16 protein-coding genes and 1 pseudogene are annotated in these 19,893 nt (G+C 67.8%); 14 read left to right on the top strand and 3 right to left on the bottom strand.

Going from position 1 to position 19,893, the window contains the following annotated elements:
* The first annotated feature begins 114 nt into the window (after positions 1 to 114).
* The 6 genes from BTZ20_RS12735 to BTZ20_RS12710 all read left to right on the top strand — a co-directional run bounded on the left by BTZ20_RS12735 (position 115) and on the right by BTZ20_RS12710 (position 5,228).
* Positions 115 to 1,035, top strand: coding sequence for an aldo/keto reductase (locus BTZ20_RS12735; RefSeq protein ID WP_077041615.1), 921 nt, complete (start codon positions 115 to 117; stop codon positions 1,033 to 1,035).
* Between the two features lie 87 nt (positions 1,036 to 1,122).
* On the top strand, positions 1,123 to 1,539 hold the full coding sequence (locus tag BTZ20_RS12730; protein WP_077041614.1) for a TIGR03668 family PPOX class F420-dependent oxidoreductase: 417 nt from the start codon (positions 1,123 to 1,125) through the stop codon (positions 1,537 to 1,539).
* Between the two features lie 59 nt (positions 1,540 to 1,598).
* Positions 1,599 to 2,285 carry a heme oxygenase (biliverdin-producing) gene (locus BTZ20_RS12725; RefSeq protein WP_077041613.1) on the top strand — a complete coding sequence of 229 codons (687 nt, stop codon included), beginning with the start codon at positions 1,599 to 1,601 and terminating at the stop codon, positions 2,283 to 2,285.
* Positions 2,282 to 3,310 carry a hemin ABC transporter substrate-binding protein gene (locus BTZ20_RS12720; protein ID WP_411269131.1) on the top strand — a complete coding sequence of 343 codons (1,029 nt, stop codon included), beginning with the start codon at positions 2,282 to 2,284 and terminating at the stop codon, positions 3,308 to 3,310. Before BTZ20_RS12725 ends, BTZ20_RS12720 begins: the two co-directional genes overlap by 4 nt.
* On the top strand, positions 3,307 to 4,383 hold the full coding sequence (locus BTZ20_RS12715; RefSeq protein ID WP_077041612.1) for a FecCD family ABC transporter permease: 1,077 nt from the start codon (positions 3,307 to 3,309) through the stop codon (positions 4,381 to 4,383). Before BTZ20_RS12720 ends, BTZ20_RS12715 begins: the two co-directional genes overlap by 4 nt.
* The gene (locus BTZ20_RS12710) at positions 4,383 to 5,228 is read left to right on the top strand and encodes a heme ABC transporter ATP-binding protein (RefSeq protein ID WP_077043671.1); all 846 of its coding nucleotides are present in this window, start codon (positions 4,383 to 4,385) and stop codon (positions 5,226 to 5,228) included. Before BTZ20_RS12715 ends, BTZ20_RS12710 begins: the two co-directional genes overlap by 1 nt.
* 66 nt (positions 5,229 to 5,294) lie before the next feature.
* Here the strand turns inward: BTZ20_RS12710 and BTZ20_RS12705 are convergent, their stop codons facing one another.
* Positions 5,295 to 5,648, bottom strand: a complete 354-nt coding sequence (locus tag BTZ20_RS12705; protein WP_077041611.1) for a hypothetical protein — start codon at positions 5,646 to 5,648, stop codon at positions 5,295 to 5,297.
* 220 nt (positions 5,649 to 5,868) lie between these two features.
* Between BTZ20_RS12705 and BTZ20_RS12700 the strand changes: the two genes are divergently transcribed.
* From BTZ20_RS12700 to BTZ20_RS12690, 3 genes are read left to right on the top strand one after another with little or no spacing between them, the layout of a single operon-like run.
* Positions 5,869 to 6,882, top strand: a complete 1,014-nt coding sequence (locus BTZ20_RS12700) for a YncE family protein (RefSeq protein ID WP_077041610.1) — start codon at positions 5,869 to 5,871, stop codon at positions 6,880 to 6,882.
* A 47-nt stretch (positions 6,883 to 6,929) separates the two neighbouring features.
* Complete coding sequence (locus BTZ20_RS12695; protein WP_077041609.1) at positions 6,930 to 8,000, top strand: quinone-dependent dihydroorotate dehydrogenase; 1,071 nt, start codon at positions 6,930 to 6,932, stop codon at positions 7,998 to 8,000.
* Between the two features lie 30 nt (positions 8,001 to 8,030).
* Complete coding sequence (locus BTZ20_RS12690; protein WP_145982287.1) at positions 8,031 to 8,243, top strand: hypothetical protein; 213 nt, start codon at positions 8,031 to 8,033, stop codon at positions 8,241 to 8,243.
* Between the two features lie 283 nt (positions 8,244 to 8,526).
* Here BTZ20_RS12690 and BTZ20_RS29045 read toward each other — a convergent pair whose 3' ends face one another.
* Positions 8,527 to 8,661 carry a hypothetical protein gene (locus BTZ20_RS29045; RefSeq protein ID WP_262982575.1) on the bottom strand — a complete coding sequence of 45 codons (135 nt, stop codon included), beginning with the start codon at positions 8,659 to 8,661 and terminating at the stop codon, positions 8,527 to 8,529.
* Positions 8,662 to 8,804: 143 nt separating this feature from the next.
* On the opposite strand from BTZ20_RS29045, the gene BTZ20_RS26735 reads away from it, so the two are divergent.
* On the top strand, positions 8,805 to 9,119 hold the full coding sequence (locus BTZ20_RS26735) for a hypothetical protein (protein WP_145982286.1): 315 nt from the start codon (positions 8,805 to 8,807) through the stop codon (positions 9,117 to 9,119).
* Positions 9,120 to 9,150: 31 nt separating this feature from the next.
* Entirely contained in the window at positions 9,151 to 10,275 is a 1,125-nt protein-coding gene (locus BTZ20_RS12680; RefSeq protein WP_077041606.1) for a Rieske 2Fe-2S domain-containing protein, read from the top strand.
* Between the two features lie 120 nt (positions 10,276 to 10,395).
* On the opposite strand, the pseudogene BTZ20_RS12675 reads toward BTZ20_RS12680, so the two are convergent.
* Positions 10,396 to 12,267 (bottom strand): annotated as a pseudogene (locus tag BTZ20_RS12675) (thioesterase domain-containing protein); the annotation flags it as partial.
* A gap of 187 nt (positions 12,268 to 12,454) precedes the next feature.
* Between BTZ20_RS12675 and BTZ20_RS12670 the strand changes: the two are divergent.
* From BTZ20_RS12670 to BTZ20_RS12645, 3 genes are all read left to right on the top strand, one after another.
* Positions 12,455 to 13,852 carry an FAD-binding oxidoreductase gene (locus BTZ20_RS12670; protein WP_077041605.1) on the top strand — a complete coding sequence of 466 codons (1,398 nt, stop codon included), beginning with the start codon at positions 12,455 to 12,457 and terminating at the stop codon, positions 13,850 to 13,852.
* A gap of 919 nt (positions 13,853 to 14,771) precedes the next feature.
* Complete coding sequence (locus BTZ20_RS26725; RefSeq protein ID WP_145982285.1) at positions 14,772 to 15,089, top strand: hypothetical protein; 318 nt, start codon at positions 14,772 to 14,774, stop codon at positions 15,087 to 15,089.
* A gap of 1,740 nt (positions 15,090 to 16,829) precedes the next feature.
* Positions 16,830 to 19,625, top strand: a complete 2,796-nt coding sequence (locus BTZ20_RS12645; protein WP_189636646.1) for a S8 family serine peptidase — start codon at positions 16,830 to 16,832, stop codon at positions 19,623 to 19,625.
* Positions 19,626 to 19,893 lie beyond the last annotated feature (268 nt).

Genomic DNA, 19,893 nt, shown 5'->3' with positions numbered 1-19,893 from the left:
CCCGGGGACACGGTAACGGGGCAAAGAAGATTCACGGGAGCGACCGTACCCGGCGCGCCCCTGGGCGCGCGCCGCACGGCACCACTACGCTCCCCTTCTTGTGGTGATCGAATTATGAGGCAGCGTGCGGTCGGCGACAGCGGACTCCGGGTGTCCCGCATCGGACTCGGCACGCTCGGCTGGGGTCGGGACACGGATGGCGTCGAGGCCGCGGCCCAGCTGATGGGTTTCGCGGAATCCGGTGGCACCCTGGTCGATTCGGCACCGTTCTACGGCGACGGCGTTTCGCAGCGAATCCTGGCGGAGCTGCTCGACGACGTGGTGCCGCGCAACCAGCTGGTGTTGAGCAGCAGCGCGGGCATCCACCCGGGCCGAGAACGCCTGAACTGCTCGCGCCGCGCGCTGATCGGTCAGCTCGACGCGACACTCAAGGAGCTGGGCACCGACCACCTCGACCTGTGGCAGGTTGCGACCTGGGATCCCTTCACCCCGGTCGAGGAGGTGGCCTCCGCGCTCGAGTTCGCGGTCGCGACCGGACGCGCCCGGTACGTCGGGGCGCGCGGCCACCTGGGCTGGCAGCTGGCCACCGCGGCGGCGGGCACCAAGCTCATCGCCACCCAGGCCGAGTACTCGCTGCTCGCGCGCGGGGTGGAGGACGAACTGATCCCGGCCGCGGACCACCACGGCATCGGCCTGCTGGCCGCGGTTCCGCTGGCGGGCGGCGTGCTCACCGGCAAGTACCGCGACGGCATCCCCGCCGACTCCCGGGGCGCCACCGAGACCGGTGCGGACCTGGTCGTCGGATACCTGAACGCCGACCACACCGCCCGGGTCGTCGAGGCCGTCGTCACGGCGGCCGACGGGCTCGGGGCCTCCCCGCTGGCCGTGGCGCTGGCGTGGGTGTGCGACCGGCCGGGGGTGGCGAGCGCCATCGTCGGCGCCAGGGACTACGCCCAGCACACCGGCGTGCTGGCGGCCGAGGACCTGGAGCTGCCTGCGGCGATCGCCGCGGCCCTCGACGACGTCAGCGCCTGACCGCCCCCGTCCCGCGAGGCCCTGCCCTCTTGTCGCTCCGCAGGCTCCGCTCCAGCCACCTACGCTGAAGGGGTGCCGCCCCCGTCGATGCCGCAGGCCGAGCTCCACAGCCGGTTCGCCCGCGCGCGGGTCGCGAGGCTGGCCACGGTCGGCGCCGACGGATTGCCGCATCTGGTTCCGGTGGTCTTCGCGATGGCGGGCGGGGCGATCTACACGGCGGTCGACGACAAGCCCAAGTCGACGCCGCGGCTGCGGCGGCTCGACAACATCACCGCGACCGGGCGGGTCAGTCTGCTGGTCGACGAGTACGCCGAGGACTGGTCGCAACTCTGGTGGATCCGGGTAGACGGCGCGGCGCGCGTGCTCGACGACGCGGCGCAGAGCCGGATCGGGATCGACGCGCTCGTGCGGAAGTACGTGCAGTACACGGCGTCTCCGCCCGGGGGGCCCGTGGTCGCGATCGATCCCGACCGATGGGCCGCCTGGTCCGCCCTGGACACCTGATCTACTAGGGCAGGCTAACCTTGTACGAATTGCGCTTCCGAAGAGCTACAGGAGTAACGATGACAATGCTCGATTCCGGTGTCGACGCCGCGGATGATGCGACCGGATTGGCCGAGCGGATCAGGACGCAGACCGACGCTGCGCACCGCCAGACCGAGCAGTCACGCTTCGTCGGAGACCTCCTCGCGGGCAAGCTGACCAGCGCCGGGTACGCGGCACTGCTCGGCCAGACCTATCTGGTGTACCTCGCGCTCGAGGAAGCGGGCCGTGCCCAGGCATCGAACCCGATCGTGGCGGAGTTCCTCGGCGACGAGCTCCTGCGCACCGAGGCTCTCGAGGCCGACCTGGAGTTCCTGCTCGGCGCGAACTGGCGCGACGAGATCACCCCGTTGCCCGCCACCACCCGGTACGTCGACCGACTCCACGAGATCGCGTTCGACTGGCCCGCCGGCTTCGTCGCGCACCACTACATCCGCTACATGGGCGACCTCTCGGGCGGACAGATCATCCGCCGGATGCTCGAGCGCGCCTACGGCTACACCACCGACGGCCTGCGGTTCTACATCTTCGACCAGATCGAGAAGCCCAAGCTCTACAAGGACGCCTACCGGGGCAAGCTCGACGCCGCGCCGCTGTCCGCGGACGAGCAGCAGCGCCTGATCGACGAGGTGATCCTGGCCTACCGTCTCAACGGAGATCTGTTCGCGGACCTCGAGGCCGAGATCGAGAGCTACCTCGTCAAATGAGCCGACTGCTCGGCGCTCGGGGCGTGCGAATGCTGGCCATCGCGCTGGCCGCCGCGGCGATGACCACCGCCTGCGCGACCGGCGGCGACGCGCCGACCGGCGCGCAGACCGGCCGGACCACGGCCACCCTCGAGAGCATGGACCCCGAGCCGATCGCGGAGCGCCCGGTCTCGAGCCTGCCGGTGACCGTCCGCAGCGCGGACGGCGTCGACGTGACGATCACCGACACGAGCCGGATCGTCGCCGCGGATCAGTACGGCACCCTCACCGAGACGGTCTACGCGCTCGGTTTCGGTGACCGTCTCGTCGGCCGGGACATCGCGGCGAAGTTCCCCGCCGTGGAGTCGGTCCCGAACGTCACCCCGAGCGGCCGCCAGCTGTCCGCCGAGGCCATCCTGAACCTGCACCCCACCGTGGTGCTCACCGATTCCAGCATCGGGCCGAGGGCCGTCCAGGACCAGTTGCGCGCGGCGGGCATCCCTGTCGTGTACTTCGACCCCAGCCGCTCGCTGGCGAGCGTGCCGGATCAGATCCAGGCCGTCGCCGACGCGCTCGGGGTTCCCGCCGAGGGCACCGCGCTGCGCGAGCGGACTGCCGCCGAGATCGCCGAGGCCTCTGCCCTGGTGCCGTCGAACGCCGACCCGCTGACCATCGCATTCCTGTACATGCGCGGCCCCGCGATCACGATGCTCGCCGGCCCCGGATCGGGTGCGGACTCGCTGATCGAGGGCCTAGGAGCCACCGACGCGGGGACCGCGGCCGGGCTCACCAAGGACTTCACGCCGATCACCAGCGAGGCGATGATCGCGGCGGCGCCGGACGTGTTCCTGATGATGACGGGCGGCCTCGAATCCATCGGCGGTGTCGAGGGTCTGACCGCGATCCCGGGCATCGCGCAGACCCCCGCCGGCAGTAACCAGCGGATCGTGGACATGCAGGACGGCGCCCTGCTCAGCTTCGGGCCGCGCACCGGCGCCGTCCTGAAGGCACTGGCGACGGCCGTGTACGGCCCGCCCGCCCAGTGACCGCGACGACGGCCGCTCCCGCCGCCGCGCCGCCGCGCAGGCGGCTCCGCGGCGGGGCGGTCCTGGCCGCCCTGAGCGTCGCGCTACTGGTGCTCGCGCTGGTCTCCGCGTGCGTGGGACAGGTGCCGACCGCGCCGATGGAGGTGGTCGGCAGCGTCCTGCACCGCATCGGTCTCGACCTCGGCCCCATGCCCGCGCACCCGAGCGGCGAGGTCACCCTCTGGCAGGTCCGGTTCCCGCGAGTCGCACTGGCGATCGTGGTCGGCGCCGGGCTCGCCTGTGCGGGCGCGCTCCTACAGGGTGTGTTCGCGAACCCGCTCGCCGAGCCAGGCGTCATCGGCGTCTCGGCCGGCGCCGCGGTGGGGGCGAGCGCCGTGATCGTCACCGGCGGCGCGTTCGTCGCCGGTCCCCCCGTGGCGGCGGCCGCCTTCGTCGCGGGGCTCATCACCACGGCCCTGGTGTACCTGTTGGCGCGGTCCGAGGGTCGCACCGAGGTGGTGACCCTGGTCCTGACCGGCATCGCGATCAACGCGTTCGCCGGCGGCCTGATCGCGTACTTCACGTTCGCCGCCTCCCCCGCCGCCCGCGATCAGATCGTGTTCTGGCAGCTCGGCAGCCTCAACGGCGCCACATGGAACTCGGTGGCCATCGTCGCCCCCATGGCGGCCGTCGGCATCGCGGTGACCATGACGATGGCGACCAAGCTGGATCTGCTGGCCCTCGGTGAGAGCGCGGCCGCCCATCTCGGCGTGAACGTCGAACGGGTACGCCAGCTCGCGGTCGTGGTCGTCGCGCTGCTGGTCGCGTCCTCGGTGGCGTTCACCGGCATCATCCTGTTCGTCGGCCTTGTGGTACCGCACCTGATGCGGATGATCGTCGGACCGGGCCATCGCCTGCTGATCCCGGCCAGCGCGCTTGGCGGGGCGATCCTGCTGCTCGCCGCGGACCTCGGCGCCCGCACCCTGGTGCCCAACGCCGACCTGCCGCTCGGCATGCTCACCTCGTTGGTCGGCGGCCCGTTCTTCTTCTGGCTGCTGCGCCGGACCCGTCGTCAGCAGGGTGGGTGGGCCTGATGGCGACGCTGGCAGCGCAGCTGCGCACCCTGTTCGCGCGCGAGCTCGAGGTCCCGGAACGACGAGAGCCGGGCGCGGTGAGCATGCGCGCGGTGGACGTGAGCGTGGACCGCGGGCAGCGCCGGGTACTGGAATCCGTCTCGCTCGACGTGCGCGTCGGCGAGGTGCTCGCCCTCGTCGGACCGAACGGCGCAGGCAAGTCCACGCTGCTCGCGGCAATGGCGGGCGATCAGGACATCGCCGCGGGCCACGTCGAGCTCGACGGCAGGCCGCTGGACCGCTGGACCGGCACCGACATGGCCCAGCGGCGCGCGGTACTCCCGCAGCAGCACACCGTCGGGTTCTCCTTCACCTCCCTCGAGGTGGTCCGGATGGGCCGGGCGCCGTGGGTACGCACCGCCTGCAGGGACGAGGACGCGGACGCGGTGCGCGAGGCCATGGAGGCGTGCGACGTCGCCCGGTTCGCGGAGCGGCCGTTCGCCGCGCTGTCGGGCGGCGAACGCTCGCGTGTGGCACTGGCCCGGGTGTTCGCCCAGCGCACCGAGACGTTGCTGCTGGACGAGCCGACCGCGGCGCTCGACCTCGGCCACCAGGAGGCGGTGATGTCCCTGGTGCGTGAGCGCGCGCGGGCGGGCACCGCGGTCGTGGTGGTGCTGCACGACCTCGCGCTGGCCGCGGCCTATGCGGACACCGTCGCCGTCCTGGAGGCAGGCGCGCTTGCCGCGTACGGCAGCCCGCGCGATGTGCTCACCGAGGACCTGCTCAGCCGGGTGTACGGCCACCCCGTCGAGGTGATCGCGCATCCGCGCTCGGGCGCCCAGTTGGTCTTGCCGCAGCGGGACTGAGCCGAGTGTGCACCTGTCGGCGCATCCGCAGAGTGCGGGCGACGGCAGCTGCACTCTCGGCGGGTCTCAGCGGCGGTCGAGTATCGAGCTGAGTCGACCCAGCAGCGCCCGGAGGGTGGTGCCGGTGGCGACTCCTGGGTTGACCGGTTCCGCCGCGGCGACGGCATCGCGCACCGCGGCCGCGATGCTGCGCTCGTCGGTCAGGTCGACGGTGATCATCGAGCGCTCCGCGGTCGCGACCACGTCCGACTTGTCGGGGACGGTGGACTCGAGGTCCGCGCGGTACACCTCGACGAAGAGGGTGCTGCGGCGGACGCGGAACGCGAAGGCCTGGCCGTCCGCGTTCGTGCCGAACCCGTGTGCGTAGGGACCTACGCTCAGGTCCTCCAACGCGAACCCGGTGGTCTTGCCTGAGTCCACGCCGCCTCCTCCCTGCCGCGGTCCACGAAAACTGCCGGACGCCAGTCCAGGTCCGTTCACGGTAGTCCCGATCGGGCCCGCGGGCCCGAGTCGGATTATTCGGACGAGACGCGATCAGGGATGCTAGGGGACGGACACGGTGAACACCGGGCAAACGGGTCGGCGGCGGGCACGCCGCGGCCTCGGCCCGCAACGCCGAAATGCGACTGAGGAGACGTACATGCGGGTACCGGCGGGACGCACCACCACGGTCTTGGCGGGGGCGCTGTTATTGCTGGTCACCGGCTGTTCCTCGAAGGACGAGGGAGAGAACCTCAAGACCATCGAGCCTGCCACTGCCGCGGTCTCGCCCGCGACGGTCGCACCGCCCGCGGGCACCGTCCGGCCGCTCCCCGGTACCGTCGAGACGGCGGCCTTCGACCCGAAGACCGGGACCGTGGCCTTGCTCACACCTGACGCGGACCGCCTCCTGCTGCTGCCCGCCGCCGATCCCGCGGCGGCCCCGCGTGAGATCCAATTGCCCGGCGGCGTTGCGAATCTCGGCGCGGCGCGCGACGGCGTGTTGCTGGTCCCGGCGGGCCGCGCCGTGGCCCGGGTGGACCTGGCCTCGGGTCAGACGACCACCGTCGAGGTCGACGGCGACGTCAGCTCCGCCGCCCTTCTCGAGTCCGGCGCGACGGCGGTCGGCACCGCCGACGGCTCGGTCCTCGTCCTCGACTCGGCCGGGAAGGAAACCGAGCGCATCTCGGGACTCGCGTCGGTCGACGCGCTCGGCGTCACCGGCGAGCAACTGACCGCCCTCGATCGCAGGCAGACCTCCGTCACCGAGATCGACATCCCGGACAAGCACCTCGGCCGCGCCCTGCGGGCAGGCGAGGGTGCCACCAACCTCACCACCGACCGCTTCGGCCGGGTCCTCGTCACCGACACCCGCGGCGGCGAACTGATCGCCCTGACCACCGATCCGCTGATGATGCGTCAGCGCTTCCCGGTCCCGAACTCCCCGTACGGCATCGCCTACGACGACACCGCCAACCTGGTCTGGGTCACGCTGACCGGCAGCAACGAGGTGATCGGCTACGACCTCTCGAGCGGCATCCCTGTCGAGAAGCGCCGCTACCCCACCGTCCGCCAGCCCAACGCGGTGACCGTCGACCCCGGCACCGGCACGCTCTTCGTCGGCTCGGCGGTCGGCGACGGACTGCAGTCGATCGACACCAGGGCGCAGTCATGACGGTTGTCACCGCCGACACTCGCACGACCGGAATCTAGGGAGATTCGTTGTACAGCCTGCTGCTTCGCCTGATGTTCCGCCTCCAGCCGGAACGAATTCACCACATCGCCTTCCGCGCCATGCGGCTGGTCACCGCCGTCGGGCTGGTGCGCGCGCTGGTCGCCAAGGTGCTCACCGTCTCCGATCCGGTGCTGCGCACCCGCGTGTTCGGGGTGGACTTCCCGGCTCCACTCGGCCTGGCCGCCGGGTTCGACAAGGACGCGACCGGCGTGAACGCCTGGGGGCCACTCGGGTTCGGCTTCGCTGAGGTCGGCACCGTCACCGCCCAGGCACAGCCGGGCAACCCGGCGCCTCGCCTGTTCCGGCTGCCCGCCGACCGAGCGCTGATCAACCGGATGGGCTTCAACAACCACGGCGCAGGCCACGCGGCGAACCAGCTGCGCCAGCGGCGAAACGGGGTGCCGATCGGCGCGAACATCGGCAAGACCAAGGTCGTGCCCGCGACCGAGGCCGACGCCGACTACACGGCCAGCGCGCGGTTGCTCGGCCCGCTCGCCGATTTCATCGTCGTCAACGTCAGCTCCCCCAACACTCCGGGCCTGCGCGACCTGCAGGCCGTCGAGTCGCTGCGCCCGCTGCTGAGCGCGGTGCAGGGCGCCGTGGACGTCCCGGTACTAGTGAAGATCGCGCCGGACCTGTCCGATGAGGACGTCGACGCGGTCGCGGACCTCGCGGTCGAGCTCGGCCTGGCCGGCATCGTGGCCACCAACACGACGATCAGCCGGAGCGGACTGCGCACACCGGAGTCCGACGTCAGCGCGATCGGCGCGGGCGGCCTGTCCGGGCCTCCCGTCGCGGACCGGTCGCTAGAGGTCCTGCGTCGCCTGTACCTGCGGGTCGGGGACCGGCTGGCGCTGATCTCCGTCGGCGGCATCGAGACCGCGGACCAGGCCTGGGAGCGGATCCTGGCCGGCGCCAGCCTTGTTCAGGGCTACACGGGGTTCATCTACGGGGGCCCGTTCTGGATGCGCCGGATCCACAAGGGCCTGGCACAGCGGGTCCGGGCCGCCGGCTACTCCTCGCTGTCCGAGGCGGTCGGCGCCGAGCACCGGGCCTGAGCGAGGGTTCGCACCTCGTACGATGGCGTGATGCGTCACGCTCCCGTCATCGCCGGTTTGCTGATGAGCTGGCTCCTCGGTGCGGTCGTCGTGCGCCTCGGTTTGGACTGGGCGGACACCTTTCCGTACAGCGAGGCGTCCGAGCGGCGCTATCTCGGCGTCGCGGCCGCCGCACTGCTGGTGGCGATCGGCGGTTCGGTCACGACACTGCTCGTCGCTCGCCGAAGGCAACGCCGAGACTGAACGGCCCTATCGGCCCCACCCATTGCCGTTGAACGGGATGATCTTGGTCCGGGACCCATCCGGATGCCGGGGCGCCACCGACGAGTACCTACTGGCCGCCCGGTCGCGGAGCAGGTTCCCGGGGCGAAGGAAATCCAGACCTGCCCGGACCCACCAGAACCGAGGACGGCCACCGGGCTGCGCAGATCGCGGTTCCGGTTCGACCGGTTCCTGGCTGACGTAGTGGCCCATGCACGGATTCTAGGCGCGTGAAACCCCCAAGGCGTTCACACCAGCAGTTCAGTCATCGTGGGTGCATTGGTGCGCGTAGGAGCCCGACGAGCATCTCCACGATCTGCGGCTGCGTAGGCCCGAATCGGTCGTCGCCCTCCTGTGCACGCTCGAAGTCGGCCAGGAGCGCGAACAGCGTGGTCGCCATCGATGAGATGCGACTGATCCGCTCCCGCCTCGTGCCCTCGGGAGGAGTTCGGCCAGTGTGTTCGTGATCATCGACCACGTGGTGTCGTCACCAGCCGGCCACCCTTTCACCTGGGTGCGCATGACCTCGAGGAACCGGAAGTAGTGGGTGCTGCCCTGCTCGACAGATGTGTCGACGAGGGAAGCCACCAGCACTTCGACGAGCGCGTGGGTGTCCCCGCGGTCGACACCCACCAGCAACCGGGCGCCGGAGGCCTCCACCGACTGCAACCGCCGTCGCACGATCGCCGCGATCAGCCCTTGGCGATCGCCGAAGTGGTACTGCACCGCGGAGTTGTTTCGCTGGCCCGCTGCGATCGCGATCTCGCGCAGGGGGACATCGGCACCGCGATCGGCGAACATGCGTTCGCCGGCGATCAGCAATGCGTCGACGGTCATGGATGGAGAACTTACCCTTGACGGATTTAAGCGCGCGCGCTTAAATCCGGATATGGACTATCGGGACATAGACACCGGCCGGCCGATCGACCGCTACGCGCGCGGCTGGCACTGCGTGGGGCTCGCCGACACGTTTCGTGACGGCCGGCCGCACGGCCTCGACGCATTCGGGACGCGGCTCGTGGTCTTCGCCGAAGCCGGCGGCGAGCTTCGGGCACTCGACGCGTACTGCCGACACATGGGTGCCGACCTGTCGGGCGGGACAATCAAAGACGGTGCGATCGCCTGTCCGTTCCACGACTGGCGCTGGGATGGGCCCACCGGTCGTTGCACGGGCGTTCCCTACGCACGCCGGGTGCCCCGGCTGGCCAGAACCCGCAGGTGGCCTACGGCGGAGCGCAATGGTCAGTTGCTGATCTGGCACGACCCCGAAGGGTCCGACGCATCAACGGATCTGCTGCCCCCAGCGATCGACGGCATCGAATCGGGGGCATGGACTGATTGGGTGTGGAACTCGGAACGGATCGAGGGCTCGCACTGCCGGGAGATCATCGACAACACCGTCGACATGGCGCACTTCTTCTACATCCACCATGCCTATCCGACCTACTTCAAGAATGTGCTCGACGGGCACTGCGCATCGCAGTTCATGCATTCGAAGGCCCGCCCGGATGTGTTCGGCACAGGCAAACACTTCTCGGAGGATGCGCATCTGCGTTCGGAGGCCACCTATTTCGGTCCTGCCTACATGGTGAATCTCATCCACAATCACGTCGCGCCGGACTCGGTGATCGAGGTCGCGCTGATCAATTCGCACTATCCGATCTCGTCCGAGTCCTTCATGTTGCAGTGGGGAATTGCGGTGCAGAAGCTGCCGGGGCTCAGCGACGAGCAGAACGACCGGATGGCGCGAGCGTTCGCCGGCAACTTCAGCCGGGGCTTCCTCGAGGACATCGAGGTGTGGCGGTCGAAGACGAGGATCGAGAACCCCCTGCTCACCGAGGAGGACGGTCCGGTCTACCAGCTGCGGCGGTGGTACCGGCAGTTCTATGTCGACGTCGGCGATGTGTCCCCCGAGATGACCGCGCGCTACGAATACGAGATCGATACCACGCGCGCGAACGATGTGTGGCAGGCCGAGGTGGCGCGAAACCTGGCCGCCCAGAACGCAGGATAGGGCGCCGACAAGTCCTCACGGCGTGCCGGTCCGCACCGGTCCGCGCGGCGGTAGCAGCGATGGGCCGTCGACCTAGCGGTCAGAGCGCCGAGGAATGACAACAATGTTGGCGATTCACATCTACTGGTCGACCTCGATCAGGGCGAGCTTCTTCGTCAGGTCCGCGCTCACCGCCGCGACCCGCGGCTCGTCGATGATCTGGATGTGATCGCCACCGACGTGCAGGATCTCGAGGTTCTGCACCGCCTCGCCCCAGCCGCCGTCGGGCTGACGGGTCCGGAACGACGGTTCGAGGTCCATCAGGTCGTCCTGGTAGCTGTCGGTCAGGTACAGCACGACGTCCCCGTCATACGTCGCGAGATCCGCGGTCTGGATGGCGCGGTATTCGAGCCAGGAGTTGCGCTGGTGTTCGATGATGCCACCTGGAATCTTGGTGCCGCTCATCGTGAGCAGATCCATGAGGATCTGGATCTGCGCCTCGTCGCTCTCGGCCGCCGCCAGCTTGTCGTACGGCAACGGGTAGTCGAGGTTGTACGTCTTCTTCGCGAACGCCGCGTAGCGCTGCCACCGCCTGCGGGTCTCCTCCGGGGTGTCCTCGATCTTCTCGCCGGGCATGACCGTGTCGATGAGACCGACGATGCGAACGTCCGCGCCCACCTCGCGGAGCCGCCTTGCGACGGCGTAGGCCAGTGCACCGCCGAACGACCAGCCGTAGAGCACGTACGGGCCGTCGCCCTGGATCTCGCGCACCAACGGGAGATACGCGGCTGCCCGCTCCTCGAGTGAGCCTGCGGCGCGCTCGAGACCGTACATCGGGGTGCCCGCCGGTAGTCGCTTGAGCAGCGGCTCGTATGCGACCGTCGAGCCGCCTGCCGGGTGGAACACGAACACCGGCACCGCGGTGGATCCCTCGGGACGGGGGCGCAGGGTGCGGACCAGCCCGTCGATCTTCACGCCGTCCTCGAGGTGCACGCGCACCTTCTCGGCGAGCTGCTCGATGGTCTCCGAGTCGAGGATGTCGTCGAAACTCACCTCACCGCCCGCACGCCCGGACAGGCGGGCGGCCAGCCTCTCCGCGGTGTCATCATCGAGCACGGGCAGGGTGTTGAAGATGCCCTTGGCCGAATTTCCCGTGACCACCGCCCAACTCGCGAAGGTCAGCCGCTCTGCGGCATCACGCGGGGGCACATCGACATCGGACGGCGTGGCGGGCGCCGCGGGCGCGGCCTCCTGCGCCTCGGCGGGAATCTCCGTCTCGGCGGGGAGTGCCGCGGACACCCGCACCGACTCCTTCTCCCGCCGCTGCTGCTCGGCGAGCGCCGCGACCTCTTCACGGTTGTCGATCGCGTAGCGCAGGTACTTCTCCACCTCGCGCAGGCTCGCGTCGCGGACCGCCTGCAGCTGCAGCTGCGGGATGTCGAACTCGTACTCGACGCGGTTCTTGATCCGCACCGCCATCAGCGAGTCCAGTCCCAGCTCGATGAGCGGGATCTCGGCGGGCAGGTCCTCGGGCGCATAGCCCATGGACTCGGCGACGATCAGTCCCAGCCGCTCCTCCAGGCTCTGGCCACTGCTGGAATCCCACTTGCCACCAAAGGATTCGACGACCTCGGGCAGCTCCTCCATCGGCGAACTGGACCGCTCCACCGGCACGGCGGTGACCGGCGCCGGCAGGGCTGCACCGGTCGAGAGGACCGCCTCGAACAGGAGCGTGAAATCGGGCGCACCTGTTTTGCGAAAGACCTGCACCGAAGCCCCGCCGAGATGCGGCACCAGGGTCAGCGTGAGGCTCCCGTCCGACGGCAGCTCGCCGTGCGTGACGGTGGCGCCCAGGACGGAGTCCCCTAGCACCTGTGCGCCCGCCGCCGTGACGAGCGCGCCGAAGTCAGGGGCCGACGACGTCTGAACCTCCCACGCGTGCCTGCCATCCGGCAACGGAACATACGCACCCAGGGTGCAGCTGGTTTCGCTCGACATGTGAAGTCTCCCCTCCTCGCGACGCTCGCCGGTATTGCGGCACAGCGCCCAGATTCCATACGTGCGACACGCGGGTCCCGCCACCCCGATCCCCCGGCGTCCAGACCCAAACGGGAACGATCATGACACGTCAGGAGGCCTCGAACTGCTCTATCGCGCAATGGCGCTCGTTCGTTGCAGGTGCCTGCGGCTCGGTGTGGCTATGGTGGGACCGGTGACTGTGACGACCGAGTTCAGAACCGAACGGCGTTCTCTCAGCGGGTGGGGTAGGCGTGCAGCGACACCGGCCGACGTGCTGTCGACCCCCGACCTCGAGGCCATCGCCAAGGCCGTGAGCCACGCCGGACCGAGGGGCGTCATCGCGCGCGGCCTCGGCCGCAGCTATGGCGATCCCGCGCAGAACGCAGGCGGTCTGGTCATCGACATGACCGCCATCGACCGGATCCACAGTGTCGACCCCGATTCCGGCGTGGTCGACCTCGACGCCGGGGTCAGCCTCGATGCACTGATGCGTGCCGTTCTCCCCCACGGCCTGTGGGTTCCTGTCCTGCCCGGCACCAGGCAGGTCACGGTGGGCGGAGCCATCGGAGCCGACATCCACGGCAAGAACCACCACTCACATGGCAGCTTCGGCAACCACGTCGAGTCTCTCGACCTGCTGACCGCCGACGGGAACATCCGCACCATCTCGCCCACCGGCGACGAGAAGGCCCTGTTCTGGGCCACCGTCGGCGGAATGGGATTGACCGGCATCGTTGTCCGGGCGCGCGTGCGGATGAAGCACACGGAGACGGCCTATTTCATCGCCGATCACGACCGCACCGCCAACCTCAACGAGACGATGGAGCTACTGACCGGCGGCTCCGACGAGGGCTACGACTACTCGATGTCGGTGCCCGACACCATCTCCACCGGGCCGAAGCTCGGCCGAGCCGGGTTCACCCGTGGATCGCTGGCGACCCTTGACCAACTACCTCCGAAGCTGCGCCGGGACCCCTTGCGGTTCAACGCTCCTCAGCTGTTGACGGTCCCGGACATCTTCCCGAGCGGGCTGGTGAACCGCGCCACGACGCGGATCGCCGCGGAGGCCGCCCACCGGATGTACCCGAAGCACGGCCGGGGCACCGTCCAGAATCTGACGCAGTTCTACCACCCGCTCGACCTGCTCGGGGAGTGGAACCGCGCCTACGGACCCCAGGGTTTCATGCAGTATCAGTTCTCCATCCCGTTCGGCGCGGAGCAGCAACTCGCCGAGATCGTGCGCAAGATCGCCGAGTCCGGGCATCGATCATTTCTCAACGTGTTCAAGCGGATGGGTGACAGCAATCCCGCACCGCTCTCGTGGCCGCATCCGGGATTCATGCTGAGCCTCGACTTCCCGATCCGCGCCGGGCTCGGGCGATTCTGCGATGAGCTCGACGAACAGGTGCTGTCCGCAGGCGGCCGCCTCTACTTCGCCAAGGACTCCCGCACGACTCCCGAGCGCATCGCCAAGATGTACCCGCGGCTCGACGAATGGCGGAGGATCCGCGACGGCGTGGACCCGGACCGGGTCTTCGCCTCCGACCTGTCTCGACGCCTTCGACTGGTGTCCGGCTAGCTCGAATGTCGAGGTTGGTGTCGACGCTGTCCTGGTCTGCATCCACTTGGGTCACGATGCCCGGCATGAGCTGCCACAGTATCGGCTCCCAATCCGCGTGGCGCGAAGGAAAGCAGTGGCGTGAAGATCGACCATCACCGCAGGGGCGATCGACGCACCGGGTGATGCGCCGAGCAGTTCGGCTAGCTTGTTGGTGTTGCCGAATCGTTACGCTTCACGCGGCTTCTCCTCTCTGGGTCTCGGTAGCGGCTCCATAACATGGCCCCGCCGGGTGATGGAAGAGCTTCCGGCATGCACAGCCCCCGTCATCCACGGCCTGCGCTATACCTACACCCCATTCTCGACGCATGTATTCATCCAGGTTCGGACTGTTGATTTACCCTGCAGCCAGGCGGCCACCTCATCACCGCTACACGCGTCGGCGATGAAGACGCGGTGCGCACCGAGGCATGCGGCGGTGTACCCGTTCATTGGACGACCCACAAGTGTCGACCGGAGCAACTCGTGGACCTGATCGAGTAGGCTGGACTGCGTACGGTCGCCGAACTTCGGGCTCCCTGTAGACGAGCACAGCGGACCGGGGCTGATCGTCATGGCCGAGCGCCTCGCCTGATTGCCAGGAGCCACAGGCAGTACAAGGTCTTTGATTGCCTGTCGTCACCAAGCGCCAGGCTTGAGACGCCCGTCCTGTTAGACGATCATCGAAGAGGACGGGCTGAACAGCTCAACGGGGCAGAGCCCCAGGCCTTTTGCCGACTCCCACCTCGCGGCAGTAACCGTGGCGTCGCGGCATGACAGACTCGCGGAGTCCCCACGATTCCCCGCGCCGTGGACTTCGCTCCCCGGTTGCTTCCATCTTGTGGTCTACCACTCGGGGAGCTACCCAGTCAGTGTCGGAGGGCGGTTCTACACTGCGGGCATGCGCGCGATATGGGTGTCACCGGCAGCGATCGCCGATGCCGCGGACGCCGTGGCGGAGAAGATCGATGTACTTCTCGAGCGGGCCGCCGACGCAATGATGGTCGCCCCGAATCCAGGGTCGCCTCGGTGGCATCAGGAGCGGGAAACGCGCGGGTCGGCGGCCGGACATGGCGCACTCGAGCAGCGGATGCTCGTCGAGATTGCCATCGCGCAGCGGGCCGGTGTGGACCCGCGCCACGAGATCGACCGGGCGCGGCAAGCTGGTGTGTCGTCGCTTCGAATAGCCACCGCCGCGGGAACCAGCGAGCAAAAGTGATCAGCTGCTCGCGATATGGTAGGCCAGGACGAGCGTTGTCGACCTCCCACGACAGTCCTGTTTGACGATTATCGATCAGCACGGATCCGCTAGGAACAAGCGCCGCGAGTCCGAAGTCGCCTCAGACTTGATCGTCATCCAACGCAAATTCAGGTAGTCGACTACTCGTGCCCCCTCGGGTTAGGTCAAGGAGTATTGAGTGCCTGGGGAATCCATGCTCTCGCCCGAAACGCCGGGGACGAACGCGTGAACAAGGTTGGGCACGGACCTCTTGTTCCGAATACTGCAGCCGGCCACTGCCTCGACTTGGCTGGCGCAATATGCAGCTCTGCAGGTCTTCACGGGGCGCCCTGGAAGGCGGAAGTCATGTCAACCCAAGCCATGCAGCCACGGATGGGACCTTTGACGGTCGTCGGAACTGGCATCCAAGGACTGCATCAGATGACGAATGAGGCCCGGGGCCACGCAACCTCCGCAGAACGCGTCTTCTACGCAGTGCGCGACCCATTCTCCGAAGCATGGATCAAGGAAAACTGCGAATCCGCAACAGGCTTGTACGAATTTTATAAGGAAGGCAGATATCGGCAGGATGCGTGCCGGGAAATGATTGATGAAATTCTAAGTCGGTTCCGAGTGGGGTGTCGTGGCTGCGCATTATTCTATGGTCACTCAGCGCCTGAGTTTACCCCTCATTTGAGAGCATTGGAATTGATCCAAGAAGAAGGATGTCCAGCCAAAATGCTACCCGTGATATCAGCCGAGGACTGCCTCCTTTCCGATCTTGGCGTGGACACGTGGCCCTGTGAACGTGGTTCCAATACCAGCGCCCGCTCCCGTTCCGGTCGGCAACGATGATCTGCCGGGTGCCGGTCCTCGAGCGAGCTTTCACATAGGGGAACAGCCGGGGTGATGGGATGACAGCAGACCGGGATACCGGGCACGAGACGGCATATCGCCGTTACCGCAATCTGGTCGCCTCGTGCGATGGTAACCAGAAATGGCTGAACGACGTCATTCGAGGCGGGCGATGGCAGGAGCAACAAGCACACCTAATGGGCAGGCTGAGCAGAAGCGCGATTGAACAGGCGGTCCGGCTGCAGCCCAGATGGCAAGCAGCCAAAGACCTGGGCGGGCCCATTAGTCCGTTCGAGAACGCTTATCAAGCCGGGTCCTGGATTCATTTGAGCCCCGACCAGTACGTGCGAAAGGAGAACATCGACAAATTGTTCCGGGGGCAACGCGACGCAAAGTGGGCAAACATTGCGAGCTTGTTTCGCCCGGGCAAGCGGTCGGCAAAGCAACGCCAGGACCGTTTGCAGTCATTGGCCGGAACGCTCGTACCCCTCGCGGAAAGGGTTGACGACTCGAGAATGGGACCGCAGTCGGGAGACGACATGGGATCAACGCCAATCCAAGAACCCAATCCGCGAACCGACCTGATCGAGGCCGGGTACGGTGACTTTCCGCGGATCGACCGGGCGATCGCACCGCCGTTGGCCACCTTCCCGCCGACCGAGCCGACGGCGTCGCCCACCTTCCCGGTCTCTCCCGATCTCGGCGTGACCCTCGCCCAGGTCGGGCAGCACGCCGACCCCACCCGTCGCCTACACCCTCGCGGTCACGCCCGGCGATGCCTACTCCGACCCCGCGACTGCCGCCCGCATGGACCTTACGGAGAACCACTGTCTGCAGGTCGCCATCTCCGTGGACGCGATGTTCACTCGACACCCGGGTGGCCCCATGGTTGGCATTGACTTACTAAGAGCCCTCGCCGATCATCGCGATCGCGACGCCGAGGTCACTGGGCTCGATTCGAGGACGCTGCGATTCGTGATCGAGTACGCCTCCGAGGTCGACGTCGCAACCAAGGTCGCGGAGATCCGATCGGTGATCGGTATCGACGATTTCCAGTTCTTCCTGTTGTGCGCCGAACCGAGCACCGACGTCGAGTTCGGTGAGTTCTACATACTTCAGTTCCCCGGGCTCGAACGCACGGTCGACAATCGCTCGCTGTTCTCGATCGCGCACGAGTTGCAGGCGCGGTTGGGAGCGGTCACCACGGAGCCCGACCTCGGCAGCGAGTTCTATCAGGAGCCGATTCCGCCGGATGCCGTGTCCGAGGGCGTGCTCAAAGACCTGTTCCACGGCAGGTGCTTCGTGGCTGGTGACCCTCCCGCTGACCGCAAGTGGGCGCTTGATCGCGCGGGCGTGTTGCGCGCGTGGAATTTCAGCTCGGCCAGGGGCGCTGGCATCCGGATCGCGCAGCCCGACACTGGAGTGACCCAGCACACGGAGTTGTCCGACGTCGCAATCACCGACGGCTTCAACGTGCTGACGGGCACGTCGGATCCGACCGATCCGCTCTCGGGCGGCGGCAATCCTGGTCACGGGACCGGGACCGCAAGCGTCATGACGAGTGGACCGAATGGTCACCTGCTCGGTCCCGCGCCGGAGGCAACCCTGGTGCCGATCCGCTGCATCGAATCGGTGATCCTGACTTTCAACGGCGGAGCTGTCGCCAAAGCAATCGACCACGCTCGCCTGCGTGGATGTCACATCGTGACGATGAGCCTTGGCGGGACCCCGAGCCGCGCCGTGAAGAAGGCCATCAAGCAGGCGATCGGATCCGACATGATCGTGCTCGCCGCGGCGGGGAACTGCGTCAACCTCGTCGTCTATCCAGCCCGATACGACGAGGTCATCGCCGTTGCCGGGAGCAATGTCGACGACGGCACGTGGCGCGGGTCGTGTCACGGTTACGCGGTCGACATCACCGCGCCCGGCGAGAAAGTATGGAAGGCGATCGCCGAGCCGGGCGGCACAAATGTTGGAGGCGGCCAGGGCACGTCGTTCGCGGTGGCGATCACCGCCGGCGTGGCCGCGCTGTGGCTGTCGCACCACAGCCGGCAGAAGGTGATGGAGGCGGCGACCCGGCGGCAGATGTCAGTCCAGGCACTCTTCCGTGATGTGCTGATCGAATCCGCGCGCGCCCCCGAGGGATGGGAGAAGATCGATTTCGGTGCCGGCATAATCGATGCCGAGGCACTGCTGCATCGGACGCTCGAGGGCCCGATCGCACCCGCGCCCGAGGTCGCACCAGGAGGTGCCGCGTCCAACATGATGGGCTTACTCAACGATGCGTGGGGGCCGGTCGAGGCGAGCAAATTGGCGGTCGTGGCCTCGCAGCCTCAGTTCCAGCTCGAGCTCAGTTCGCTGGTGTTCGAAGACGCTCGGGTCGGTGTCGACCCATCGGACGACGTCGACGCCGAATCGGGGATGATCCGGCAGGCGATCAGTCCGCAACTTGAAGCGGAACTCGGCGTGCGGGCGCCGATACTAGGCAATCGACCGACATTCACGTCGGTGCAGCCGTCGCTCCGCGCTGACCGCATCCCATCGCTCGATCCGGTCGTGCTCGTCGCCGGCCGCCGTAGCGCGCTCGAAGCGGCCGTCGACGTCACTCCCGAGGCCGCCCGCGAGTCGTTGCGTGCCGACTCCGATGTGAGGTTGGGGGCGCTCGAAGCGCGGGTTGCGCGCGTTCGGGCAAACGCTGAGGGGACAAACCGCGAGGCCTTGACGCCTCTCCACGACCAACTGCTCCGAGACAGCGAGGTCGTGCTTGAACGCCTGCGGGAGGGTGCGCCAATCCCGAATGAGCCTGGCGCACTGACTGCGCTCGAGGCGCTTGTGCAGCTCGAGGGGCGACCGGCGCTGCGTCTGAGTGACGACGGGGTCGACCCGAGCGACCCGGAACTCGGCGAATGGCAGGGTGCCGTCGTGCTTCATCCCACGTTCGCCGAGATGCAACGTTCGGTCGGCCGGATCGACACGACACCAGGGATGCACGCCGGAACCGGATTCGTCGTCGGAGCCGGACTCATCATGACCAACCGGCACGTGCTCGAGGCGCTCGCCTTCCCCACCCCGAGTCGTTCGCACCCATCCGGATGGGTCCTGATCGGCGAGCCGGTCGTCAATTTCTCGCCGTCGGGAACCGACGCGACGCGGAGCTTCCGGATTGCCGATGTCGTTTTCAGCGGTCCGGATCCGATCGACGGCCGGATCGACCTCGCGCACCTGGACCTTGCACTCCTACGAGTCGAGCAAACGAACGCTGAGGGCGTAGGACTGCCGCCTGCTCTCAGGCTGTCCGACCAGGCGATTGCCGTAGGTGCCGCCAAGCTGTTCGTGGTCGGGTACCCCGCGCTGCCGACCCTGCTCCCCAGCGACGGAGAGGGTAGACGCCGGATGGACGTCGTCCGCCGGCTGCGTGAGATCTACGACATGAAGTATGGCGTGCGATATCTGAGCCCCGGACTCGTCCTGACATCATCGGCGGCGGTGCCCAACAGTCCCAAGCACTGGGTGTTCACCCATGATGCGACGTCGCTCGGCGGGAACAGCGGGTCGTGCGTGCTTTCGTTCGACCACAACCTCGACATCGCCGGGCTCCACTTCGCGGGTGATTGGCTTCGGGCGAACTACGCGCACGCGATGGATGCAGTGAGATCCGAGATCTCGGGGTTCGTGCCATGAGCCAGCCCACTAAGCCGGCACCGTCGCGTCCCGACTTCCGGGACCTCGCGTCGCGGATCGCTCATACGCGGAGCGACTTCGGGCGCGTCTACGACGAGGTTCGGGCGGTGGTTCCTAGGTCGGCGGAGTCCAAGCCGCGTCCGTTTATCGCCGTCAGCCTAGGTGCCACCAGCGATCAGATCGCGTTCGAACGGGCTCTCCGACTAGCTGACGAGGGGGGTTGGTTCACCCAGCTCGGCGAACGCCTAATCCACGACGGGTTCTTTCC

Origin of the sequence: Rhodococcus sp. MTM3W5.2, from assembly GCF_001984015.1 — a bacterium.
GTDB classification, from domain to species: domain Bacteria; phylum Actinomycetota; class Actinomycetes; order Mycobacteriales; family Mycobacteriaceae; genus Rhodococcus_G; species Rhodococcus_G oryzae.
This window is presented reverse-complemented; position numbering and strand designations above follow the sequence as displayed.